Origin of the sequence: Clostridium lamae, from assembly GCF_033043255.1 — a bacterium.
Taxonomy (GTDB): Bacteria; Bacillota; Clostridia; order Clostridiales; family Clostridiaceae; genus Clostridium; species Clostridium lamae.
Genome location: NZ_JASCQJ010000007.1, coordinates 20941 through 40374, shown reverse-complemented (window position 1 = coordinate 40374; position 19434 = coordinate 20941). Strand labels below are relative to the sequence as shown.

The following is a 19434-nucleotide window of genomic DNA, read 5'->3' as shown; positions in this document are numbered from 1 at the left end:
AGGTTATATGGAAGATAAAAAGAGATTATTAGTTTATGCACATTATTATCATCCAGATGTAGCATCTACTGGACAAATTCTAAAAGAATTGTGTGAAGGGATGAAGGATGTTTTTGATATAACAGTAATTTGTGTAGTTCCAAGCTATACAGGTGAAATAGATGATAAGTATAAAGAGAAAAAATACTATTTAGAAAATATTAATGGAATAAAAGTAATAAGAGTAAGAGTTCCAGAGTTCAGTAAAGAAAATAAAAAAAGTAGAATATTAAATTTATTAGCTTACTTCTTTAGAGCTATATGGGCTACCTTTAAAAGTGGCAAACAAGATTATGTATTTTCAATTTCTCAGCCTCCAGTTTTAGGTGGAGTATTAGGAGTATTAGGTAAATATATAAAGAGAGCAAAGTTTATATACAATATACAAGATTTCAATCCAGAGCAAACAATGGCTGTTGGATATAGTAATAATAAACTACTATTAAATTTTGCAATGTGGATAGACAAGTTATCTTGTAAGTTATCTAATAAAGTTATCGTTGTTGGAAGAGATATGCAAATAACTTTGAAGGATAGATTCAAAAATAAAAAGGTTCCAGATAATACATTTATTAATAATTGGATAGATGAAAAAGAAATATATCCATTATCAAGGAATGATGAAAGGGTACTGGAATTTAAGAGAAAGAATGGGCTAGAAGACAAAATTGTAATTATGTATTCAGGAAATTTAGGCCTTTACTATGACCTAGAAAATCTCTTGAAAGTAGTAGGAAGATTTAGAGATAGACGAGATGTGGTATTTGCATTTATTGGAGATGGAAGTATAAAACAAAAACTTATTAATTATGCTGAAAGAAACTATTTAACAAATGTTAAGTTCATTTCATACCAGTTAAAGAAGGATTTAATTTATTCTTTAAATGCAGGTGATATACATTGGGTAGTTAATGCAAAAGGGATAAAGGGTGTATCTGTGCCAAGTAAACTTTATGGGGTTATGGCAGCAGGAAAGACAGTTCTTGGGGTTTTAGAAGAAGGATCAGAAGCTAGATTAATTATTGAAGAGTGTGGGTGCGGTGTTTGTATCGAACCAGGTCAATATAATGCGATATATGAAAAGCTAGTAGATATTTTAGATAATATTGATAGCTATAGAGATATAGGAATTAAGGGAAAATATTACGTTGATAATTATATTAAAAAAGATGTGGCAATCGAAAATTATAAAAATGAAATCAATACAATTTATTCATAAAATATATAAGTTGTATTGATTAAAGGGGGCATTACTTTGAAGACAGCTGTTATATTATTCGCTTATAATAGACCATTACATACTAGAAAAGTTGTAGAAGGACTAAAAAGAAATGATATAAAAGAATTATTTGTATTTTGTGATGGTATAAAAAATGAAAATCACAAAGAAGATGTTTTGAAAACTAGAAAAATAATTGATGATATTAACTGGTGTTCAGTTAAAAAAAATTATTCAGTAGAAAATAAAGGGTTAGCAAAGTCAGTAATATATGGAGTAACTAGTGTCTTCAACTTAGGTTATGAAAGGGTAATTGTTGTAGAAGATGATTGTATTCCAAAAGATGATTTTATTGAATATATGAATGAAGCTTTTGATTTTTATGAAGATGATGAAAAAGTTATGCATATTTCAGGTTTTGGACTTCCTATGAAGCAAAAAATTCAGAGATCAACATATTTAACTCCATATCCATGTTCATGGGGATGGGGAACTTGGAAGAAATATTGGATGAGTTGTAACTTTGAAGATACTGATGAATATGAAAAATTATTGAAGGATGAAAAAGAAATAAAGAAATTTAATTATTCAGGAAGTGCCTTTAGTGATTTCTTAGATAGGCAATTAAATGGAAAAGTAAATTCATGGCTTATAAGATGGTATTTCCATATATACAAAAATGATGGAGTTTGTGTATGGAAAACAAAATCAGATATTACTAACGATGGTTTCGATGGAACTGGAGTTCATAAGGTTAAATTTGATAGATTTAATCAAAAAGAAGATGAATTTGAGCTAGTATATGAATTTGAGGAAAGTATTATCCCTAAAAATAATATCATAAAAGAATTTAAAAGATATTTTATAGATAAAAGTTTTTCTGAAAGGCTAAAAACTGTAATTTATATGTACACAGGGATAATAGTAGGGTAATAATATGAAGAAATTTATTAAAGGTATATTTAAATATAATTTAAAAAGTCTTATGAGAATTAGAAAAAATATATCAATTTTTTCATTAATAGATGTAAGATCAGAAATAAGTAAAAAGGCAGCAGTGGCAAGAGGCTGCAAATTATCTAATGTTACTATGGGTGATTACTCATATATTTCTAAAAAATCAGATATAAGCAATTGTCAAATTGGAAAGTTTTGCTCTATAGCACCAGGCGTGAAAATAGGATTTGGTATGCATCCAACTAATCTTATTTCTACTTCACCTTTATTTTATACTGATAAAAATGTATTTAAATATGCGATAAAAAAGGACAAGTCATTTATAGAACATAAAAAAACTATAATTGGGAATGATGTTTGGATAGGATTAAACTCCATAATACTAGATGGAATAAAAATTGGAGATGGTGCAATAGTTGCAGCAGGTGCTGTAGTAACAAAAGATATCCCCCCTTATGCAGTTGTAGGGGGAGTTCCTGCAAAAATAATTAAATATAGATTTGATGAAGAGAAAAGAAAAGAATTAACTAAATTTAATTGGTGGAATCTAGAAGAAGATAAAATAAGAGAATTCATTAATAAAAACGAGGAGATTTTTGGGGGTTATAACATAAGTGATTAATGTAGATGGAAATAATATACTTAAGATTAATATTAATAAAATATTTGTAGTCTTACTTCCAGTAATAGCTGCATACTCTAGAAATTTTATTGAAATATTATCTATATCAAATGAAAATAAACTAAATATGCAATATGGTAATGGGATATTTATAGATTTAGTTTCAATTTGGGTCTTAGGATTTATTTTTATAATTATATCTAAGGGAATTAAGAAAAGTGAAATTAGTTCTAAATCAGGATTTGGATTACTTTTGATTATTTCGGCAATAACAATGGTTTTTCCAAATAATCAAAATAATCTTTTATCACTTTTTGGATTAGTAAAGATTTTTAAATATTTTCTTATAGCAATATTGCTTACTAGTATAGGTGATTTTAATAAGTTTTATTCTTGGATAAAAAAAGGATTCAAGATAGGTCTTATAATTCAGACAATTGTAGGATTTCTTTTCACATTTGGAGGAATTATTATACCATTTATAACAGGTACAAGCTCTCATAGTATAAGAAATGGATTTTATAGAATGTTTGGAACTATGGAATCACCAGGAGATTTTAGTTTATATATGATTATTATTTTAGCTTTCTTTTTAGTAGATTTTTGGATACTAAAAGAAAGACGTTCACTAGTATATATGGTTTTGTCTTGGATTAATTTATACTTTTCAGGGGCTAGAGCTATGACTATATTAAGTGCAATTATTATAGTAGGGATAATATTTTATAGATACAGAAAAAATTATATTGTAAAAGCCATTACAATAATAGGAGCTATAGCGGGTATTATATTCTTTATAAATTCAGATTATTATTACGAGTATTTTGTAAGAAATAATATATTCGATATGTTAAGTACTAGAATGGTTCATTGGAATTTGGGAATAAGATTATTCTTAAAAAATTTTATTTTTGGAGTGGGATTAAATAATATTACATATTTCATTTTCAATAATTTTGATCAGGTCTTTTCAAATGTAAATTATCAAAATATATTAGTTGACAGTATGTTTTTACAAACAGCTCCAATTCATAATTCATTTTTTATAGTTGCATGCGAAATGGGAGTGTTGGGAATTATAGCTTATTTAAGGATTTATGTTATTGCATTTAAAAAATGTATATCAGTTATTAAGAATGAAAATAAAGAATTTAGTAAATTTGCTGTTTTTCCACTTGTAGCTTTAGGAACTTATATTGTATATGGATTACAAGGATGGGCTATGCTAAAACAGCCTTTTTGGATAATCTTTTGCATTATAATTTGCTATGTACAATTACTTTTTAAAAATAGTAATAATAATGAGATAAACAATAAATTAGAACAGAGGGAATTGATATGGAAAGAATAGTATCTTGCTACAGTGTATTTAATACAGGTAATTTATATTCTGATAATATAAAAAGGTTATTAAAAGAACAAAATATTGAATCAATGCCAATAAAAAAATGTCTTACAGACTTAAAATTATTTAAAGAATGTGCCATATATAATTTAAATTGGTATGAAAATATAAATTCAGATAATGATGTGAAAAATTTTTTTATATATCATTCTAAAGTTTTAATCTTAAAATGGTTAAAATTAAATAAGAAGAAAATTATTTATACAATTCATAATAAGAAGCCACATAACTTAAAAAGTGATAAATATTCTATAAAAATGATGAATAAGCTATGTGAATACTCAGATGTTATAGTTGGATTATGTCCAGATACTAAAGAGGTAATTAAAGGCTTAGGAGAAAAGTATTTAGAAAAATTTCAAGTAGTTTATCATCCAAATTATATTTCTAATTATGAAAATGAAATCAAAGAAAATTATAGAGAAAAACTAGGAATTCAAAATAATGATTTAGTATTTCTTATATTAGGATATATTTCTCCTTATAAAAATATTGAAATATTAATAGATATATTTAGTAAGGTAAAAGAAAATAATATAAAATTATTGATTGCTGGTAAGCCATGTTCAGATGAATACAAAAAAGAATTAGTTAAAAAGATTGATAATAATAAAAATATTATAACTGATTTTAGATATATTCCAGATGAAGAAATGTCTAGCTATTATAACACATCAGATATAGTTATATTGCCATATAATCAAGAAAGCTCTTTAAATTCAGGGGCAGTATATTTAAGCTTTTCATTAAAAAGGACAGTAATATGTCCAGAAATAGGTACAATAACAGCACTTATGGATGATAGTTTTGTTTATTCATATAATTATAAAGATGAAAAAGAACATAAAAATAACTTAGAGCTAATTATAAGCAAAGTACAAAATGATTTTAAAGAAAATCAAAGTATTATAAGAGAAAAAGGAGTACAAGCATATAACTATGTAGATAAATATCATTCAGATAGTGAAATAAGTGAAAAGTATGGAGCTATATATAGCAGTTTAATAAATGATACAAAGGAGATTAAATAGATGAAAATATTAATCACTGGATTTTTTGGTAAAAATAATTTAGGTGATGATTTAATGTTAGAATTTTTCTGCAAGAATATTTCTAAAAGCAATGATGTAACACTATTACTAATTTATGGAGATGAGATAAATTTTGAATTACCTTCATACATAAAGATAAAAAAGTTACCTAAAATCAGTAAGGGAAAATCTTTATGGATAAAATATTTTTATAGTATTAACTACGATAAGATTTACTGGATAGGTGGGACATGCTTTACTGAAAATGCTGGTGATGGATTATATAAATACATGAAGATATTTAAAAAAAGAAAAAAGAGTTACGGATATATTGGAGTTGGAATTGGAGACATTAAATCTGAAAAAAAGATACAAAGAACAAAGGAACTTTTACAAAATGCAGAATTAGTTACTTTTCGTGATAAAACTTCATACGATTATGCTAAGTCAATTTGTACAAACCAAAATTTATTTTTATGTGATGATTTAGTATATTTGTCATTAGCTAATCTAAAAAAAATAAAGTATAAGATGAAATCTCTTGTAATCTCATGGAGAAATCTTGAAAAATATATTGGAAGTGATAAACAAGAGAAAGCCATTGGAATCCTTATAGAATTTATAAAGAAAATCTCAAAGGATTTTGACAATATAATTATAATGCCAGTAGGAGATTCAATAGACATAAATATTAATAAGGAAATCTATAATAAATTACTTGAAGAAAAAGTAGATATAGGGATAGAGTATTTAGAAGATATTAATAATGATATGAGAATAGAAGTAATATTATCTTCAGAATTATATATATGCGGTAGGCTTCACGGAATATTTTTATCTGAATTCAATAATGTTAATACAATTGCTATTGGGTATGATAATAAAATTGAAATATATTTAAAATCCATTAATAAAATGGAAGATTTAATATATCCAGAAGATTTTAGTGTTGATAAATTATTAGAAGTATATAAGGTTTATAATCTAATTGACAATAAACTTATTGAAGAAGGATACAAAAGAGCTATTAATAATATAGAATTATTTAAAAAGTTTAATAAAGAATAAATTCTTTAACTAAACATTATTTTATAGAAAATAGTAAGGAGTAACATGTGAATAATAATAAAAAAATAAAAAATTTAGTTCAATTAGTTTTGATGATTGGTATAACATGCCTAATTCAAGTATTAATGATAATGAAGACATCAGTTGTTGCAGGTAAGTTTGGAGTATCAGAAGAAATGGATGCCTATAATTTAGCTAACAATATTGCAACATTTATTACTGGAATAGTTTCTTCTGGTATGACCACTGTTATTATTCCAGCATATATTAATAAGAAAAAAAAGAAATCACTCAATACATTTATAACTGTAGTATATGGAGTGGTCTTAATAATAATGAGCTTTATTATAATATTCAGAAGACCATTTATTAATATTATTAGTAATCGTTCAGAAATTTTTATTGAAACAGCATCTAATTTGCTGATTATTTTATTTACAACACAATTCTTAACAATTATTACAGGAGTTACTGATGCGTTTTTTCAGTGCCAAGGTTCATATAATAAACCTAAAATTATAAATTTAATTTCTCAATTTCTAGTTGTATTCGTGCTAGTCTTTATTCCTGAAATCAACATATATAGTTATGCAACTATTTTATCTATAGGAATATTACTTAATCTAATATTAAATTTAATATTTGCAGTCTTTAGAGGCTTTAGTTATAAAATAGCATTATATTTTAAAGATAATGATTTTAAATATATGCTTAATATTTTCTTACCAACTATTTTTAGCAGTGGAATATATAGATTATCACTATTAATTGACTCTTTAATTTCATCAAATCTTGATTCTGGTAAATTATCAATATTAAATTATTCAAATCAAATAATAAACATGATTAATACTCTCTTAATAGGAAATTTGCTTATTTATATATATCCGAAAATCATAAAAAAGATAGGAAAAAACGAAGATCAAAAAAGCTTTTGGGACTATACAATTTTCTTTCATATGATTATTTGTCTTGTAATTGTAGTATTCTTCATTGTTGGAAAAGAAGGTATTACGCTTCTATTTGAAAGAGGTGAATTTACATATGACATTACGCAATATGTTTTTATATGCGCTAGTATATATATTGTAGGACAGCAGACTAATGTTATTCGAGATTTAATTTATAGATATTTTTATGCAGTAGGAGATACAAAAACTACTGTAAAGAATAGTGTTATGGTAAGCATAGTTAATATTATTCTAAGTATAATTTTAGTTAATATTTTAGGACTATATGGTGTTATATTGGGATCAGTGATTGCATCATTTATTTCATTAATTTCTATTATGATTAAATTTAATAAGAAATTTATAATAAAAGCAAGCAAAACTATGTTAATTACTGAGTATTCAAAGAATATACTTTCATTATTAATCACATGCGGAATTATGTTATTTATAAAAAATAACATAATAATAAATAATATAATATTGAATATTGCTTTCTATGGAATTTTAACAGCAGCTATATTTGTGTTAATATTGTTTATTTCTAAAAGTCGTATTTTTAAAGTTGATATTTAGATAAAGTTTAAAATTACACCAAAATAGAGGAATTTATACTAAAAAATATTTAGACATGAAAAATAAAAATATTCTGATTTTAATATAAAAGTTTAAGGTCAATATACTTTGAATTAAAGCTCATATATAAAAGGGTAAAAATTAAGATGATATCTTAGTTTTTACCCTTTATATTTTTGTCCAAATTAAAAATGTAAAATTTTAATATTTTTGTGTAAAAAAATGTAGGACAAAAGTAATGGTCAAATTGGGAAAAAAGTCCTATAATTGATTTTGCTTGAAAAAAATTACAAGGTTGGGGGTTGTGGGATATTATGTTTGCCAGTTTAATTTTAAAGGATCTAGTTATAAATAATGATTTTAATGTCTTAAGCCTAATAGATAAAATAGAAAAGATAGCAAGTTTAGGGGTTACCAGATTAGTTATTGCTCCAGTTTACTATGATGAAGGATCGAAAAGTTCTATAGATGAGGTAAAGGTAATAATAGAAGACTTAAATTTATATTTAAAAGAAAAAAATATAGATTTAAAGCTATATCCTGCAAATACAATAAGAGATAATTTTAAGAATGTAAAAGAATTTATTAATGGTGATATAGGTAGTATAGATAATAGCAATTACGTCTTATTAAATGTTGAAGAAAGCAATACCATAAAAGAGTTAAATGAAATTATATATGAATTTAATTTAATTAACTACATACCAATTATATTTGGGCCAGAAAAGATTAAAGAAGTAACAGATAACTATAAAAATATATCGAGATTACTTAAGGAAGAGTGCTTATTACAATTAGATTTAGCAAGTTTAAATGGAGAATATGGAAAGAAAGTTTTAAAAGTAGCTAAGGCTCTAAAGAAAAAAGATGCTTATAGCTTTATTGGCTTTGAAGATAATATAAAGAGAGAATATGTAAATAATGAACTACAGGGAATAAGCAAAAAAGGTTTATTTATATTAATGAAAAATGAGAATGGTTCAAAAAGAGTAAAAAATAAAGTAATCAAATCTATTCATTAATAAAATACCCATAATATATATACAATAAGAAAAATGTTAATTTTAAAGTATATCAGTATAGTGTTAGGAGGAAAGATATTGGAAGAGCAAGTGATAAGGTTAGATGAGTTGTTTGAAGCCTTAAAGAAAAGATGGTTAATGATAGTTTCTATTACACTAATAGCAACCATAGCTTCAGCAGTATTTAGCTTTTTTATAATCAAACCACAATATGAAGCAAGCACTAAGGTTTTTATAGGTAAGGATGAAAGTGATAATCAAAGCTATAGTCAAAACGATGTTCTTATGTATCAAAAGCTTATGAAGACATATTCTGAGGCCATAAAAACAAAGGATTTAATTTCTAGGGGATTGAAAGGGACTAGCCTTGATTTAGAACCAAGTAATGTTCTAAATAATTTAACAGTTGTTACAGTAGCAGATACTCAAATTTTACAAATTAAGTATAAGAGTAAAAATCCAGAGGAAGTTAAGACAGTTATAGATAAAGTTTCAGATGAATTCATAAAGACATCTAAAGAATTAGTTCCAAATGGTAATATAAAAATTATTGAAGCAGTGGAACTACCAGATAAGCCAGTTAGTCCAAATAAGAAGATGAATATAGCAATAGCATTCTTACTAGGTTTAATGGTTGGAGTTGGACTAGCATTTTTATTAGAATTCTTAGATAATACCTTTAAAAATAAGGAGCAATTAGAAAGAGAATTTGAAATACCAGTAATCGGATTAATACCAAAAATAAAGGAGTCTTAGGAGGTAGTTATGTTTATAGTTGAAAAAGAACCAAAGTCTATAGCAGCAGAAAGCTATAGAACATTAAGGACAAATATACAGTACTCATCCTTTGACAAGGACTATAGAGTGATAGTTGTAACTAGCTCTGAGCCTGGGGAAGGTAAATCCACTACAGCAGGGAACTTAGCATTATGCATGGCGCAAGATGAGAAAAAAGTAATATTAATAGATTGTGATTTAAGAAAGCCGAGCCTACATAAGAAATTTAAGGTTTCAAATTTAGTTGGTTTATCAGATGTAATGATAGGAAAAGAAGATTTAGGAACTGTTATACATAGATATAATAAGAACTTAGTAATCTTAACATCTGGCAAAATACCTCCTAATCCATCTGAAATGCTATCATCAAAGTCAATGATGAATTTATTAGAAAAATTAAAAGAAGGCTTTGATTATATAATCTTAGACACACCGCCTGCACAAGCAGTAACAGATTCACAAGTTTTAGCAGCTAAAGCAGATGGGACTATATTAGTGATAAAAGCAGAAAAAACCAAGAAGGATTCAGTAGAAAATACTATCAATCTTTTACAAAAGGTTAAAGCTAATATAATTGGAACAGTCTTAAATGGGATAGATACGAGCAGGAACAAATATTACTACTATTACGGGGAGAAGTAGCTTAGCTACTTCAATGCATAATGCATAATGCGTAATGCATAATTAAGGTTAAAACTCTTACAGAGTTTTTGAAATGAAAAAATGAAGAGCTTCTTTGCTGAAGCAAAATCAGCTAATGCATAATGCCATAGTATCAATGCATAATGCGTAATGCACAATGCATAATTAAGGTTAAAACTCTTACAGAGTTTTTGAAATGAAAGAATGAAGTTTCTCTTTTGCATTCGCAAAATCGAAATGAAAGAATGAAAGAAGCATGAAGGAATGAAGGATTAAATTCCTTCGGAATTTATAAATGTTCATAATTCAGCTCGCTGAATTATATCCACAATTATGCATTATCAATTATGCATTATGCATTAATGAAGCGGAATGCATAATTAAGGAGAAAACTCATTCTGAGTTTTTTTAATGAAAGAATGAAGATTCTCTTTTGCATTCGCAAAATCGAAATGAAAAAATGAAAGAAGGAAAATTATATTTATTTTTTTATATTTAACTGTAAATAAATGGGAAAATTTTAAGGGAAATAATTAAAATTAATTAATTGGGGAGTGGTGTTATGGTAGATCTGCATTCTCATTTGATTTGGGAGGTCGATGATGGCTCTAAATCAAGGGAAATGACGGTAAATATGTTAAGGCAAGCAGCTAGAGGTGGTACTAAAAAGTTAGTTCTTACACCACATTATTTGCCAGGGTATTATGCTATACCTATAAATGAAGTTAGAGAAAAGGCAAAGGAAATAAGCATACTAGCTAAAGAAGAGGGATTAAATATTGAAATTTATTGTGGTCAAGAGGTTTATTTTAATGAAAGAATATTAGAAAGCTATGAAAGTAAACTTATTGGAACAATTAATGAATCTAGATATATGTTAATTGAGTTTAATATGAGGAGTTTTGGTATTAAAGAAGTGATTGATATTTTATATGAGCTACAACTTAAAGGTATTGTGCCTGTAATAGCACATCCGGAAAGATATATTAAGTTTATAAAAAATCCTTCTTTGATAAATGAATTTATAAGAGAAGGATTTCTTTTTCAATTAAATATAGGAAGTATAAGTGGAGATTTTGGAAAAGAAGTTAAAAAAACAGCAGAAATATTTATAAGAAATAGAATATATAGCTTTTTGGGATCTGATGCTCATAGGGATGAAAAAAGAACTCCTGATATGAGTAATGGAATTAAAGAGTTAAAGACTATTAGTAATAACTACTTAAATTATTTAATAAGTTCAGGGGAAGAGCTTTTAAATAATGAAGAAATTATGTTTATAGGGAATTTAATTAAAGAAAAAAAGGGACTATTAGGTATGTTGATTGGGTAAAAGATAATGCTAAATGTAAAGGGTGAATGGTTATGGAAAGACTACAAGTGAATGACGAAAGCAATATTGAGGACTTAAGAGAAGATGAAAGAGTTACATATGACATATTAAAGAGGATACTAGATTTTAGTTTATCCTTAATAGGATTATTAATTTTAAGTCCTATATTACTAATTGTGGCTATTTTAATAAAGTTAGAATCTAAGGGACCAATTATTTTTTCTCAGCTAAGAGTAGGACTTTATGGAAAAGAATTTAAAATGTATAAATTTAGATCTATGGTTGTAAATGCTGAAGAATTAAAGGAAAAGCTAGCCAAGCAAAATGAAATGTCTGGTCCTATGTTTAAAATAAAGGATGATCCTAGGGTTACTAAAGTAGGAAAGTTTATTAGGAAAACTAGTATTGATGAATTACCACAATTAATAAATGTGTTAAAAGGGGATATGAGCTTAGTTGGTCCAAGGCCAAGCCTTCTAAAGGAAGTAGCTGATTTCGAGCTTTGGATGTTAGATAGGTTAAATGTAAAACCAGGACTTACATGTTACTGGCAGGTTTCAGGAAGAAATAATATCGATTTTATTGAATGGATGAAGCTTGACTTAAAATATGTAGAAGAAAGAAGCTTTTTATTGGATTTAAAGCTTATATTTAAAACATTCTTTGTTTTATTTGGGGATAAAAATGCTTGTTAGAGAAAGAAATATAGCATGTGAAATGTATGTTTATTACAGGACGTAAATTGATACAAACTTAATATGATGGATTTAAGATTATATTAGTAAATTATTTAGAAAAAGAAAATCTTGGTTTATATAAATTTGAAATTATATTAATTTAATATAATTTTGATTTTGAGTATTGGAGAAGAAAAAGTTGGGATAGTTTAGTATAAGTTTTTTTATTACCTAAAATTATCAGAATAATACGAAATAAGTTATTAAATAAAGAAAGGAATTAATTATATGATGGATACAAATCATATTAAAATATTACACATAGTACAAGCAGCCGGTGGCGTTGAACGATATTTGCAAATGTTATTTAATGTGATAGATACAGCTAAATATCAGAACATTGTGATTTGTTCATCTGATTATGATAGAGATTATTTTGAAAATAACAAAATTGAATATTATGTAATGAAACTAAAACGTTCAATAGATATATCTGATTTTGTAGCGGCCATAGAAGTAAGAAAATTAATAAAAAAAATTTCTCCAGATATTATCTATTGTCATTCTAGCAAAGGTGGGGCAATTGGTAGATTAGCTAATATAGGTCTTAATTATAAATGTATATATAATCCACACGGATGGGCTTTTAATATGAATTGTAATAAAATGAAAAGAAGTCTGTATATGAGTATAGAAAAACTATTAACCAATTTTTGCGATTCTATAGTTTGTATTTCGGATGCGGAAAAAAAGTCTGCTTTGGATAATAAAATTAGTCCTGAAGAAAAACTAATTGTCATAAAGAATGGGATTGATATAGAAAAATATAAACATAAGAATACGATGCTTCGCACAGCGCTTAATATACCTGAAGATGCATATGTGGTTGGTACAGTAGCTAGATTATCAAAGCAAAAAGCTCCTGATATTTTTATTAGAATGGCTGAAAAAGTTAAGGATAAAATTCCAAATGCCTTCTTTGTTATGGTAGGTGATGGAGAGGAACGAGAGGAAGTAGAATCTTTTATTAAAAATAGCAATTTGAAAAATTCTGTTATTATTACGGGGTGGATAGATGATGCATTTTCATATATGAAAAATTTTGATGTTGGCTTGCTATTATCAAGATGGGAAGGATTTGGCCTCGTATTATCTGAATATATGTTGGCACAGACGCCCATTATAGCAACCTCAGTAGACGCAATACCATACATTATAGAGAATGAAAAAAATGGCTTATTAGTAAAAGTTGATGATATTACTGAAACTACTAAAGCAGTAATTCGACTTCATAATGATATTGATTTATCTAATAAGATGATAACAAATGCTTTCAAGGAAGTAAATGAAAAATATGATATAAAACGTGTTTCTATAGAACATCAAGAATTAATAGAAAGAATACTTTTATAATGAGGAATAGTATTATGAAAAAAATGGATAATAAAATTACAATTATAACTAGTGGGTATTTTCCAGTTCCAGCCACAATGGGTGGAGCGGTAGAAGCATTAGATGAAAATATTATTAAACAAAATGAATTAAGCAAGAAAATAGATTTAACAATTTTTAGTTGCTTTAACGAACAAGCAAAAATACAAGCAAAACAATATAGAAACACAAAAATTGAGTTTATAAAAATACCATTTATTATTCAACAGCTAGATAAGTTATTATATGTAGTTGTAAAAAATATTTTGAAAAAAGAAAAAAGCATGTCATATAGATATATCTTACAGAGATTATATTATATAAGAAAAGTTGCAAAAAAAATAAAGAAGCAGGATTATGGGAAGTTAGTAATTGAAAATCATTCTACATTATTTATGATATTAAAAAAGTACGATAATTATAAAAAATATAAAGGAAGATATTATTATCATTTGCACAATTTAGTAACAAATGATTATGGTTGTAAAAGTATAATAGCAAATTGTAAATCTGTATTAGGCGTAAGTAATTATATCAATGGAACATTGTCAGAGTTTTTAGGAAAAGAGGACAATAATAATTATTATGTTTTAAGAAATAAAATTGATCAGAAAAAATTCAGAGTTAATGTAAAACAAGATAAAAAAGACGAATTAAGAAAAAGATTTAATCTAAATACATCAGACAAAATTGTATTGTTTACAGGAAGATTTACTCAAGAAAAGGGAATTAAGGAACTGTTAATGGCTTTTAAAAATGTTAACTATGAAAATGTCAAATTGTTAATAGTTGGAGGATATTACTTTGGAAGTGGAATGGTTAGTCCATTTGAAGAAGAAATGAAAGAATTAGCACTAGGTATGAAAGATAAAATTATTTTTACTGGCTTTATAGACTATTATATGATTCCAGAGTTATATGCATTGGCTGATATAGTCGTTATACCATCTATATGGGACGATCCTGCCCCACTTACGGTAGTAGAATCATTAACTGCTGGTAAGGCATTAATTACGACATATTCCGGAGGGATTCCAGAATATACAAATAAAAATATCAGTATACTTTTAAAAAGAGATGAGAATTTAATTCGCTTATTATCTGAAAATATAGAATATTTACTAAACAATCCAGATACGATTGATAACATGGAGAAAGCTGTGTTGGAAATGACAGAGGATTGGAATCTGGAGAAATTTTATAATGATTTTTGTGATTTGATAGAAGCTGGACAGTAAAGACAAGTTAAGTCAATATAATTTATAGAGATATCAGGAAAGGATAAAATTATGGATTTAATATCTATTATAATACCAATGTACAATGCTTCAAAGTATGTAGAACGTTGTCTTAAAAGTATAATTGAACAGACATATAAAACAATAGAAATTATTGTGGTTGATGATGGGTCCACAGATAACTCACTAGATATTATCAATAAATTTTTGAAGTTTGACGAGAGAATTAAAATTATACAAAAGAAAAACTCAGGTGTTTCTGATAGCCGAAATTTAGGTATAAACAATGCACAGGGAGAATGGATATGTTTTGTGGATAGTGATGATTATATAGAAAAGGATTATGTTAAAACTTTATATAATTATGCAATTAATAATGAAGCTGATATTGTTTATTCAGGTATAAGGCAGCTAAATGGAACTGAGGTGACATTAAAAACTAATAACTGTGGAACAAAAATATTAGAAAATGATAATATAAAAGATGTAATGCGGTCATTAATAGATAATTGTACTTTAGAGGGGAATAACATAGATTTACAAGTTTTGGGATATCCAGTCACTAAATTATTAAGAAAATCAATAGTAAAAGATATACGGTTTGAAAGGGAAATTTCTATACGTGAAGATGCATTATTTAATATAGATGCCTTAAATAATGCATATAGAATATTATTGGTAGAATATGTGGGATATAATTATATTATTCATCCAAATTCAGCAATGGAAAAGTTCCATAGTAATTATAATAGGGAAGTATTCATTTACTTAGAAAAATGCAAGAAACGATGTGAAAGATATCATTTAGGGGATGAATCTTATAATATTGCTGTTTTATATGCATATATGATGTGGATTAAATTGTTCTTAATGCATAAAAAGTCACACATAGATAAAATCACAAGAACTAAATTAATAATTAGTTCTTTTAATAATGAAGTCTGGTATGATGCATTTTGTAATGTTAATGAAAATAAATTGAAGTTTCAATATAAGTTGTTGCGAAAACTATACATAAATAAATCTTACCGAGGAATTCAATTCCTGTACATTCTATCGAGATTAAGAAAATGAGGTAGTAACTATGAGAATTACAAGTAATTTCAAGATATGTAGAGATTCTATTTTTATCTTTTTGTGTATATTGGCATTTATAGTACCGGAGTACTTATTAATGCTACCGTATATTAGTCGTTTTTATGATATTTATAGGGTTTTGATATCTTTGATATTAGTTGTTAAACTAATATTTAGAATGCGCTATAATAAGTTTACTTTGTTATGGATTATCTTTGAGGCTTGGATTGTATTGGTAACAATTATTAGAGGGGGAAGTATCACTTATTCGATAAAAATGGCAGTTATTATAATTTCGCTTGCTGTTTTATTTGAAATTTATTCTGATAAACCAGTAACATTATATAAAAATATATATTATATTTTTGAACTGTTTATTTACATTAATTTTATTACTTTATTATTATTTCCTAATGGTATGTATAGCACTGGGGTTGTCGGTGAAACAACAGAAAATTGGTTTTTAGGATTTAAAAATAAACATTTAACATATTTTCTTCCAGCCACAGGAATTACATTAATTTTGTGTAAACTTGAAAAATTTAATTTTCGAAGAATATTATTATTAATTGTTACTTTCATTAGTGCTCTATACGTAAAATCTGGAACAGGGCTTTTGTGCTTGAGCGTGTTATATATAATAGTTTTGGCACCATTTATTAAAAAAAAATATAAGATATTTAATATGCGTACTTACTTGTGTGCAATAATTATAATGTTATTTGCGATACCTATATTAAGACTACAATATCTGTTTTCATATATAATTGTTGTCATATTAAAAAAAGATATAAATCTAACATATCGAACAGAAATATGGGATACAGCATTAAATGCAATATCACAGCACCCTATAATTGGGTGGGGAGAACAGGGGTATGATGTAAGGCAACAACTATATTCTTCTAATTCAATCATATCAGCCCATAACCAAATTCTAGAGTATTTATATATTGGTGGTATAATATCCATGATTTTGTATTTTATAATTAATATTATGATGGTAAAAAAAACGAGTAAATATGCTAAGTTTGAAGCTACACAAATTGTTTCTGCATTATATCTGGCATTACATATTGCATTGATTGCAGAAGTATATGTCGATGCTTCTATGTATATGATATATTTTATGGTTTGGTATATTGATTCTGTTTGTAGAGAATATCCCCAGGGTAAATATAAACAAATTGTCTAAAGTGGAGGAAAAAATGAATAATGTAATTTTATCAGTAATAGTTCCAATTTACAATGCAGAAAAATTTTTAACAACAGTATTTAAGTGTATTGAGAAAAAAAATGAAGATATAGAAGTTATCCTTGTTGATGATGGTTCTACTGATTCAAGTGGAAAATTATGTAATGAATTTATAAAGCAATCTAGTAATGTAAAGTATATATATCAAGAGAATAAAGGTGTAAGTGCTGCTAGAAATAAAGGAATTAAAAATGCAAAAGGTGATTGGATTATTTTTCTGGACTCAGATGATTTCATGAGTGAAGATTGGAACGATATATTAGTAGAATCAATTCAAAAAAATAATTTGGCAGATGTAATTCTTTTAAGCAATGAAATTTCAGGACAGGATTATGGCAATTTTGAATGTGCAAAAGCTGCAATTGGTGCTAATACTTTAAATGAAGTAGGTAGCTCATTATGCTGGGTTTTTTCAAAAATATATTCAAGAAAATTTTTGGTTAGCAATAATATATTTTTTTATACTGGAATGATTAATGGAGAGGATATGTTATTTAATTTTGAGGCTTTTATAAAAGCACACAAAATAGTAGGTGTAAATAAATCATATTACTGTTTTTTTAAGAACATGCAGTCATCAACAAATAAATTTAATTTGAAAATAGTTGATACAGAAGAATATTTTCATAGAATGTTTTGGAAATTATTGTGTGATAATCATCTAAGTGAAAAAAAAGAATGGCTATATATTTATAAAAAATCTTTATTAACTGGATTATATACAATCATATATAGAGTTGCATTATCAAAATGGAAAATAATTGAAAGGCCCATATTACATTTTACAGAGCAAGATGAGTATAATCTGGTATTAAAAGAATTAAAAATTTATAAAGCAGATTTATCAAGAATACAAAGAATAGTATTAGGATGCTTAAAAAATAGAATGGTAGTTTTATCGATATTTATAATGAAGATGTATTGTAGATTAAAGTCCATCTACTATATAAAAAATAAAAATGGAATAATAGTAAAGATTTAGGTAAGGGAGATTTAAAATGAAGATTGGAATAATAACTTTTCACAATTCATATAATTGTGGTTCTATGTTAGAATCTTATGCAATGCAAACAGTAGTACAGAAATTAGGGTATGAAGCAGAAATAGTTAATTTTTCTTCAGAAGGACAAAGAAAAATTTATGCTACTAGATTTAAGAATAATTCAATAAAAAATATTATAAAAAATATATTCACTATTCCTGCAATAAGTAAAATTGAACGTAATAATCAAAAATATGAAGAGTTTAAGAGAAAAAAGTTTATTTTAAGTAAAGAATATAGAAATGGATGTGAAATATCTGAAGAGGGATACGATACAGTGATTGCAGGTAGCGATCAAATTTGGAATATTACAATAGAAGATCATGATGATGCATACTTTCTCTCATGGGTTAAAGAAGCAAAGAAAATAGCATATGCACCAAGTTTTGGAGCAAAAAAAATATCTGAGTGGATAGATGATGAGGAAAAGTATTGTAATTATTTAAGGAGATTTGATTGTTTATCTATTAGAGAAAATAATGGACAAAAATGGATTAAAGAAATGATTGGAATTGATGTTCCGGTACTTTTAGACCCAACATTATTATTAGACGAAAAAGATTATGATAAAATTGAAGACAATTCCCTACAAGAGAAAGATAAATACATATTTTTCTATTCGCCATCATTTGATAGGGAAATGTGTAAATTTGTAAAGAAAATATCTGATAAATACAATTTAAAGGTGCTTACTTGGAGTACAAAATCATATTATTTTAAACTTATCAAAAGTTTTGGATTTGTTTTACCCGAATATGAGAGTCCTGCCGTGTATTTAAACTTAATAAAAAATGCAGAGCTTGTATTAACGACATCTTATCATGGTACTATTTTTTCAACATTATATAGAAAAAAATTTATTACAATCAAGAATGGTGAAATGTATGGAAATGATGATAGAGTAATAACATTATTAAAACAGCTAAATATGGAGAATAGACTTATTCCGTACGATTTTGATCATAATTTCAACTATTTAGGTGAAATTGATTATGCTGATTATGAAAAAAATATTGATATTTTAAAAAGGAAATCTATAGACTATCTTCGAGAAAGCTTGAGGAACGTATAAT

18 protein-coding genes are annotated in these 19434 nt (G+C 26.3%); all 18 read left to right on the top strand.

Annotated features, from left to right (window positions below; genetic code table 11):
• The first annotated feature begins 7 nt into the window (after positions 1 to 7).
• The 18 genes from QK892_RS05630 (at position 8) to QK892_RS05545 (ending at position 19433) form a co-directional block, all read left to right on the top strand.
• A complete protein-coding gene (locus tag QK892_RS05630; protein WP_317272553.1) occupies positions 8 to 1258 on the top strand; it encodes a glycosyltransferase family 4 protein in 1251 nt (416 codons plus the stop codon).
• Positions 1259 to 1294: 36 nt separating this feature from the next.
• Entirely contained in the window at positions 1295 to 2191 is an 897-nt protein-coding gene (locus tag QK892_RS05625; protein ID WP_317272552.1) for a hypothetical protein, read from the top strand.
• A 4-nt stretch (positions 2192 to 2195) separates the two neighbouring features.
• Complete coding sequence (locus QK892_RS05620; RefSeq protein WP_317272551.1) at positions 2196 to 2837, top strand: CatB-related O-acetyltransferase; 642 nt, start codon at positions 2196 to 2198, stop codon at positions 2835 to 2837.
• On the top strand, positions 2830 to 4188 hold the full coding sequence (locus QK892_RS05615; RefSeq protein ID WP_317272550.1) for an O-antigen ligase family protein: 1359 nt from the start codon (positions 2830 to 2832) through the stop codon (positions 4186 to 4188). Before QK892_RS05620 ends, QK892_RS05615 begins: the two co-directional genes overlap by 8 nt.
• Positions 4176 to 5273, top strand: coding sequence for a glycosyltransferase family 4 protein (locus tag QK892_RS05610; RefSeq protein ID WP_317272549.1), 1098 nt, complete (start codon positions 4176 to 4178; stop codon positions 5271 to 5273). Before QK892_RS05615 ends, QK892_RS05610 begins: the two co-directional genes overlap by 13 nt.
• Positions 5274 to 6341, top strand: a complete 1068-nt coding sequence (locus tag QK892_RS05605) for a polysaccharide pyruvyl transferase family protein (protein ID WP_317272548.1) — start codon at positions 5274 to 5276, stop codon at positions 6339 to 6341.
• Between the two features lie 47 nt (positions 6342 to 6388).
• Complete coding sequence (locus tag QK892_RS05600; protein ID WP_317272547.1) at positions 6389 to 7867, top strand: lipid II flippase MurJ; 1479 nt, start codon at positions 6389 to 6391, stop codon at positions 7865 to 7867.
• Between the two features lie 314 nt (positions 7868 to 8181).
• The gene (locus tag QK892_RS05595) at positions 8182 to 8889 is read left to right on the top strand and encodes a CpsB/CapC family capsule biosynthesis tyrosine phosphatase (protein WP_317272546.1); all 708 of its coding nucleotides are present in this window, start codon (positions 8182 to 8184) and stop codon (positions 8887 to 8889) included.
• Positions 8890 to 8967: 78 nt separating this feature from the next.
• The gene (locus QK892_RS05590; protein WP_317272545.1) at positions 8968 to 9645 is read left to right on the top strand and encodes a YveK family protein; all 678 of its coding nucleotides are present in this window, start codon (positions 8968 to 8970) and stop codon (positions 9643 to 9645) included.
• Between the two features lie 9 nt (positions 9646 to 9654).
• A complete protein-coding gene (locus QK892_RS05585; RefSeq protein ID WP_317272544.1) occupies positions 9655 to 10308 on the top strand; it encodes a CpsD/CapB family tyrosine-protein kinase in 654 nt (217 codons plus the stop codon).
• A gap of 562 nt (positions 10309 to 10870) precedes the next feature.
• Positions 10871 to 11641 carry a tyrosine-protein phosphatase gene (locus tag QK892_RS05580; RefSeq protein WP_317272543.1) on the top strand — a complete coding sequence of 257 codons (771 nt, stop codon included), beginning with the start codon at positions 10871 to 10873 and terminating at the stop codon, positions 11639 to 11641.
• 32 nt (positions 11642 to 11673) lie between these two features.
• Positions 11674 to 12336 (top strand): sugar transferase, encoded by a 663-nt coding sequence (locus QK892_RS05575; RefSeq protein ID WP_317272542.1) that lies wholly within the window; start codon positions 11674 to 11676, stop codon positions 12334 to 12336.
• Positions 12337 to 12606: 270 nt separating this feature from the next.
• Positions 12607 to 13731 (top strand): glycosyltransferase family 4 protein, encoded by a 1125-nt coding sequence (locus QK892_RS05570; protein ID WP_317272541.1) that lies wholly within the window; start codon positions 12607 to 12609, stop codon positions 13729 to 13731.
• A 14-nt stretch (positions 13732 to 13745) separates the two neighbouring features.
• Positions 13746 to 14987 carry a glycosyltransferase family 4 protein gene (locus tag QK892_RS05565; protein WP_317272540.1) on the top strand — a complete coding sequence of 414 codons (1242 nt, stop codon included), beginning with the start codon at positions 13746 to 13748 and terminating at the stop codon, positions 14985 to 14987.
• Positions 14988 to 15038: 51 nt separating this feature from the next.
• The gene (locus QK892_RS05560; RefSeq protein WP_317272539.1) at positions 15039 to 16061 is read left to right on the top strand and encodes a glycosyltransferase family 2 protein; all 1023 of its coding nucleotides are present in this window, start codon (positions 15039 to 15041) and stop codon (positions 16059 to 16061) included.
• 10 nt (positions 16062 to 16071) lie between these two features.
• Positions 16072 to 17259, top strand: a complete 1188-nt coding sequence (locus QK892_RS05555; protein WP_317272538.1) for an O-antigen ligase family protein — start codon at positions 16072 to 16074, stop codon at positions 17257 to 17259.
• Positions 17260 to 17272: 13 nt separating this feature from the next.
• Positions 17273 to 18301, top strand: a complete 1029-nt coding sequence (locus tag QK892_RS05550; protein ID WP_317272537.1) for a glycosyltransferase family 2 protein — start codon at positions 17273 to 17275, stop codon at positions 18299 to 18301.
• 16 nt (positions 18302 to 18317) lie between these two features.
• Positions 18318 to 19433 carry a polysaccharide pyruvyl transferase family protein gene (locus QK892_RS05545; protein ID WP_317272536.1) on the top strand — a complete coding sequence of 372 codons (1116 nt, stop codon included), beginning with the start codon at positions 18318 to 18320 and terminating at the stop codon, positions 19431 to 19433.
• Position 19434: the final 1 nt, after the last annotated feature.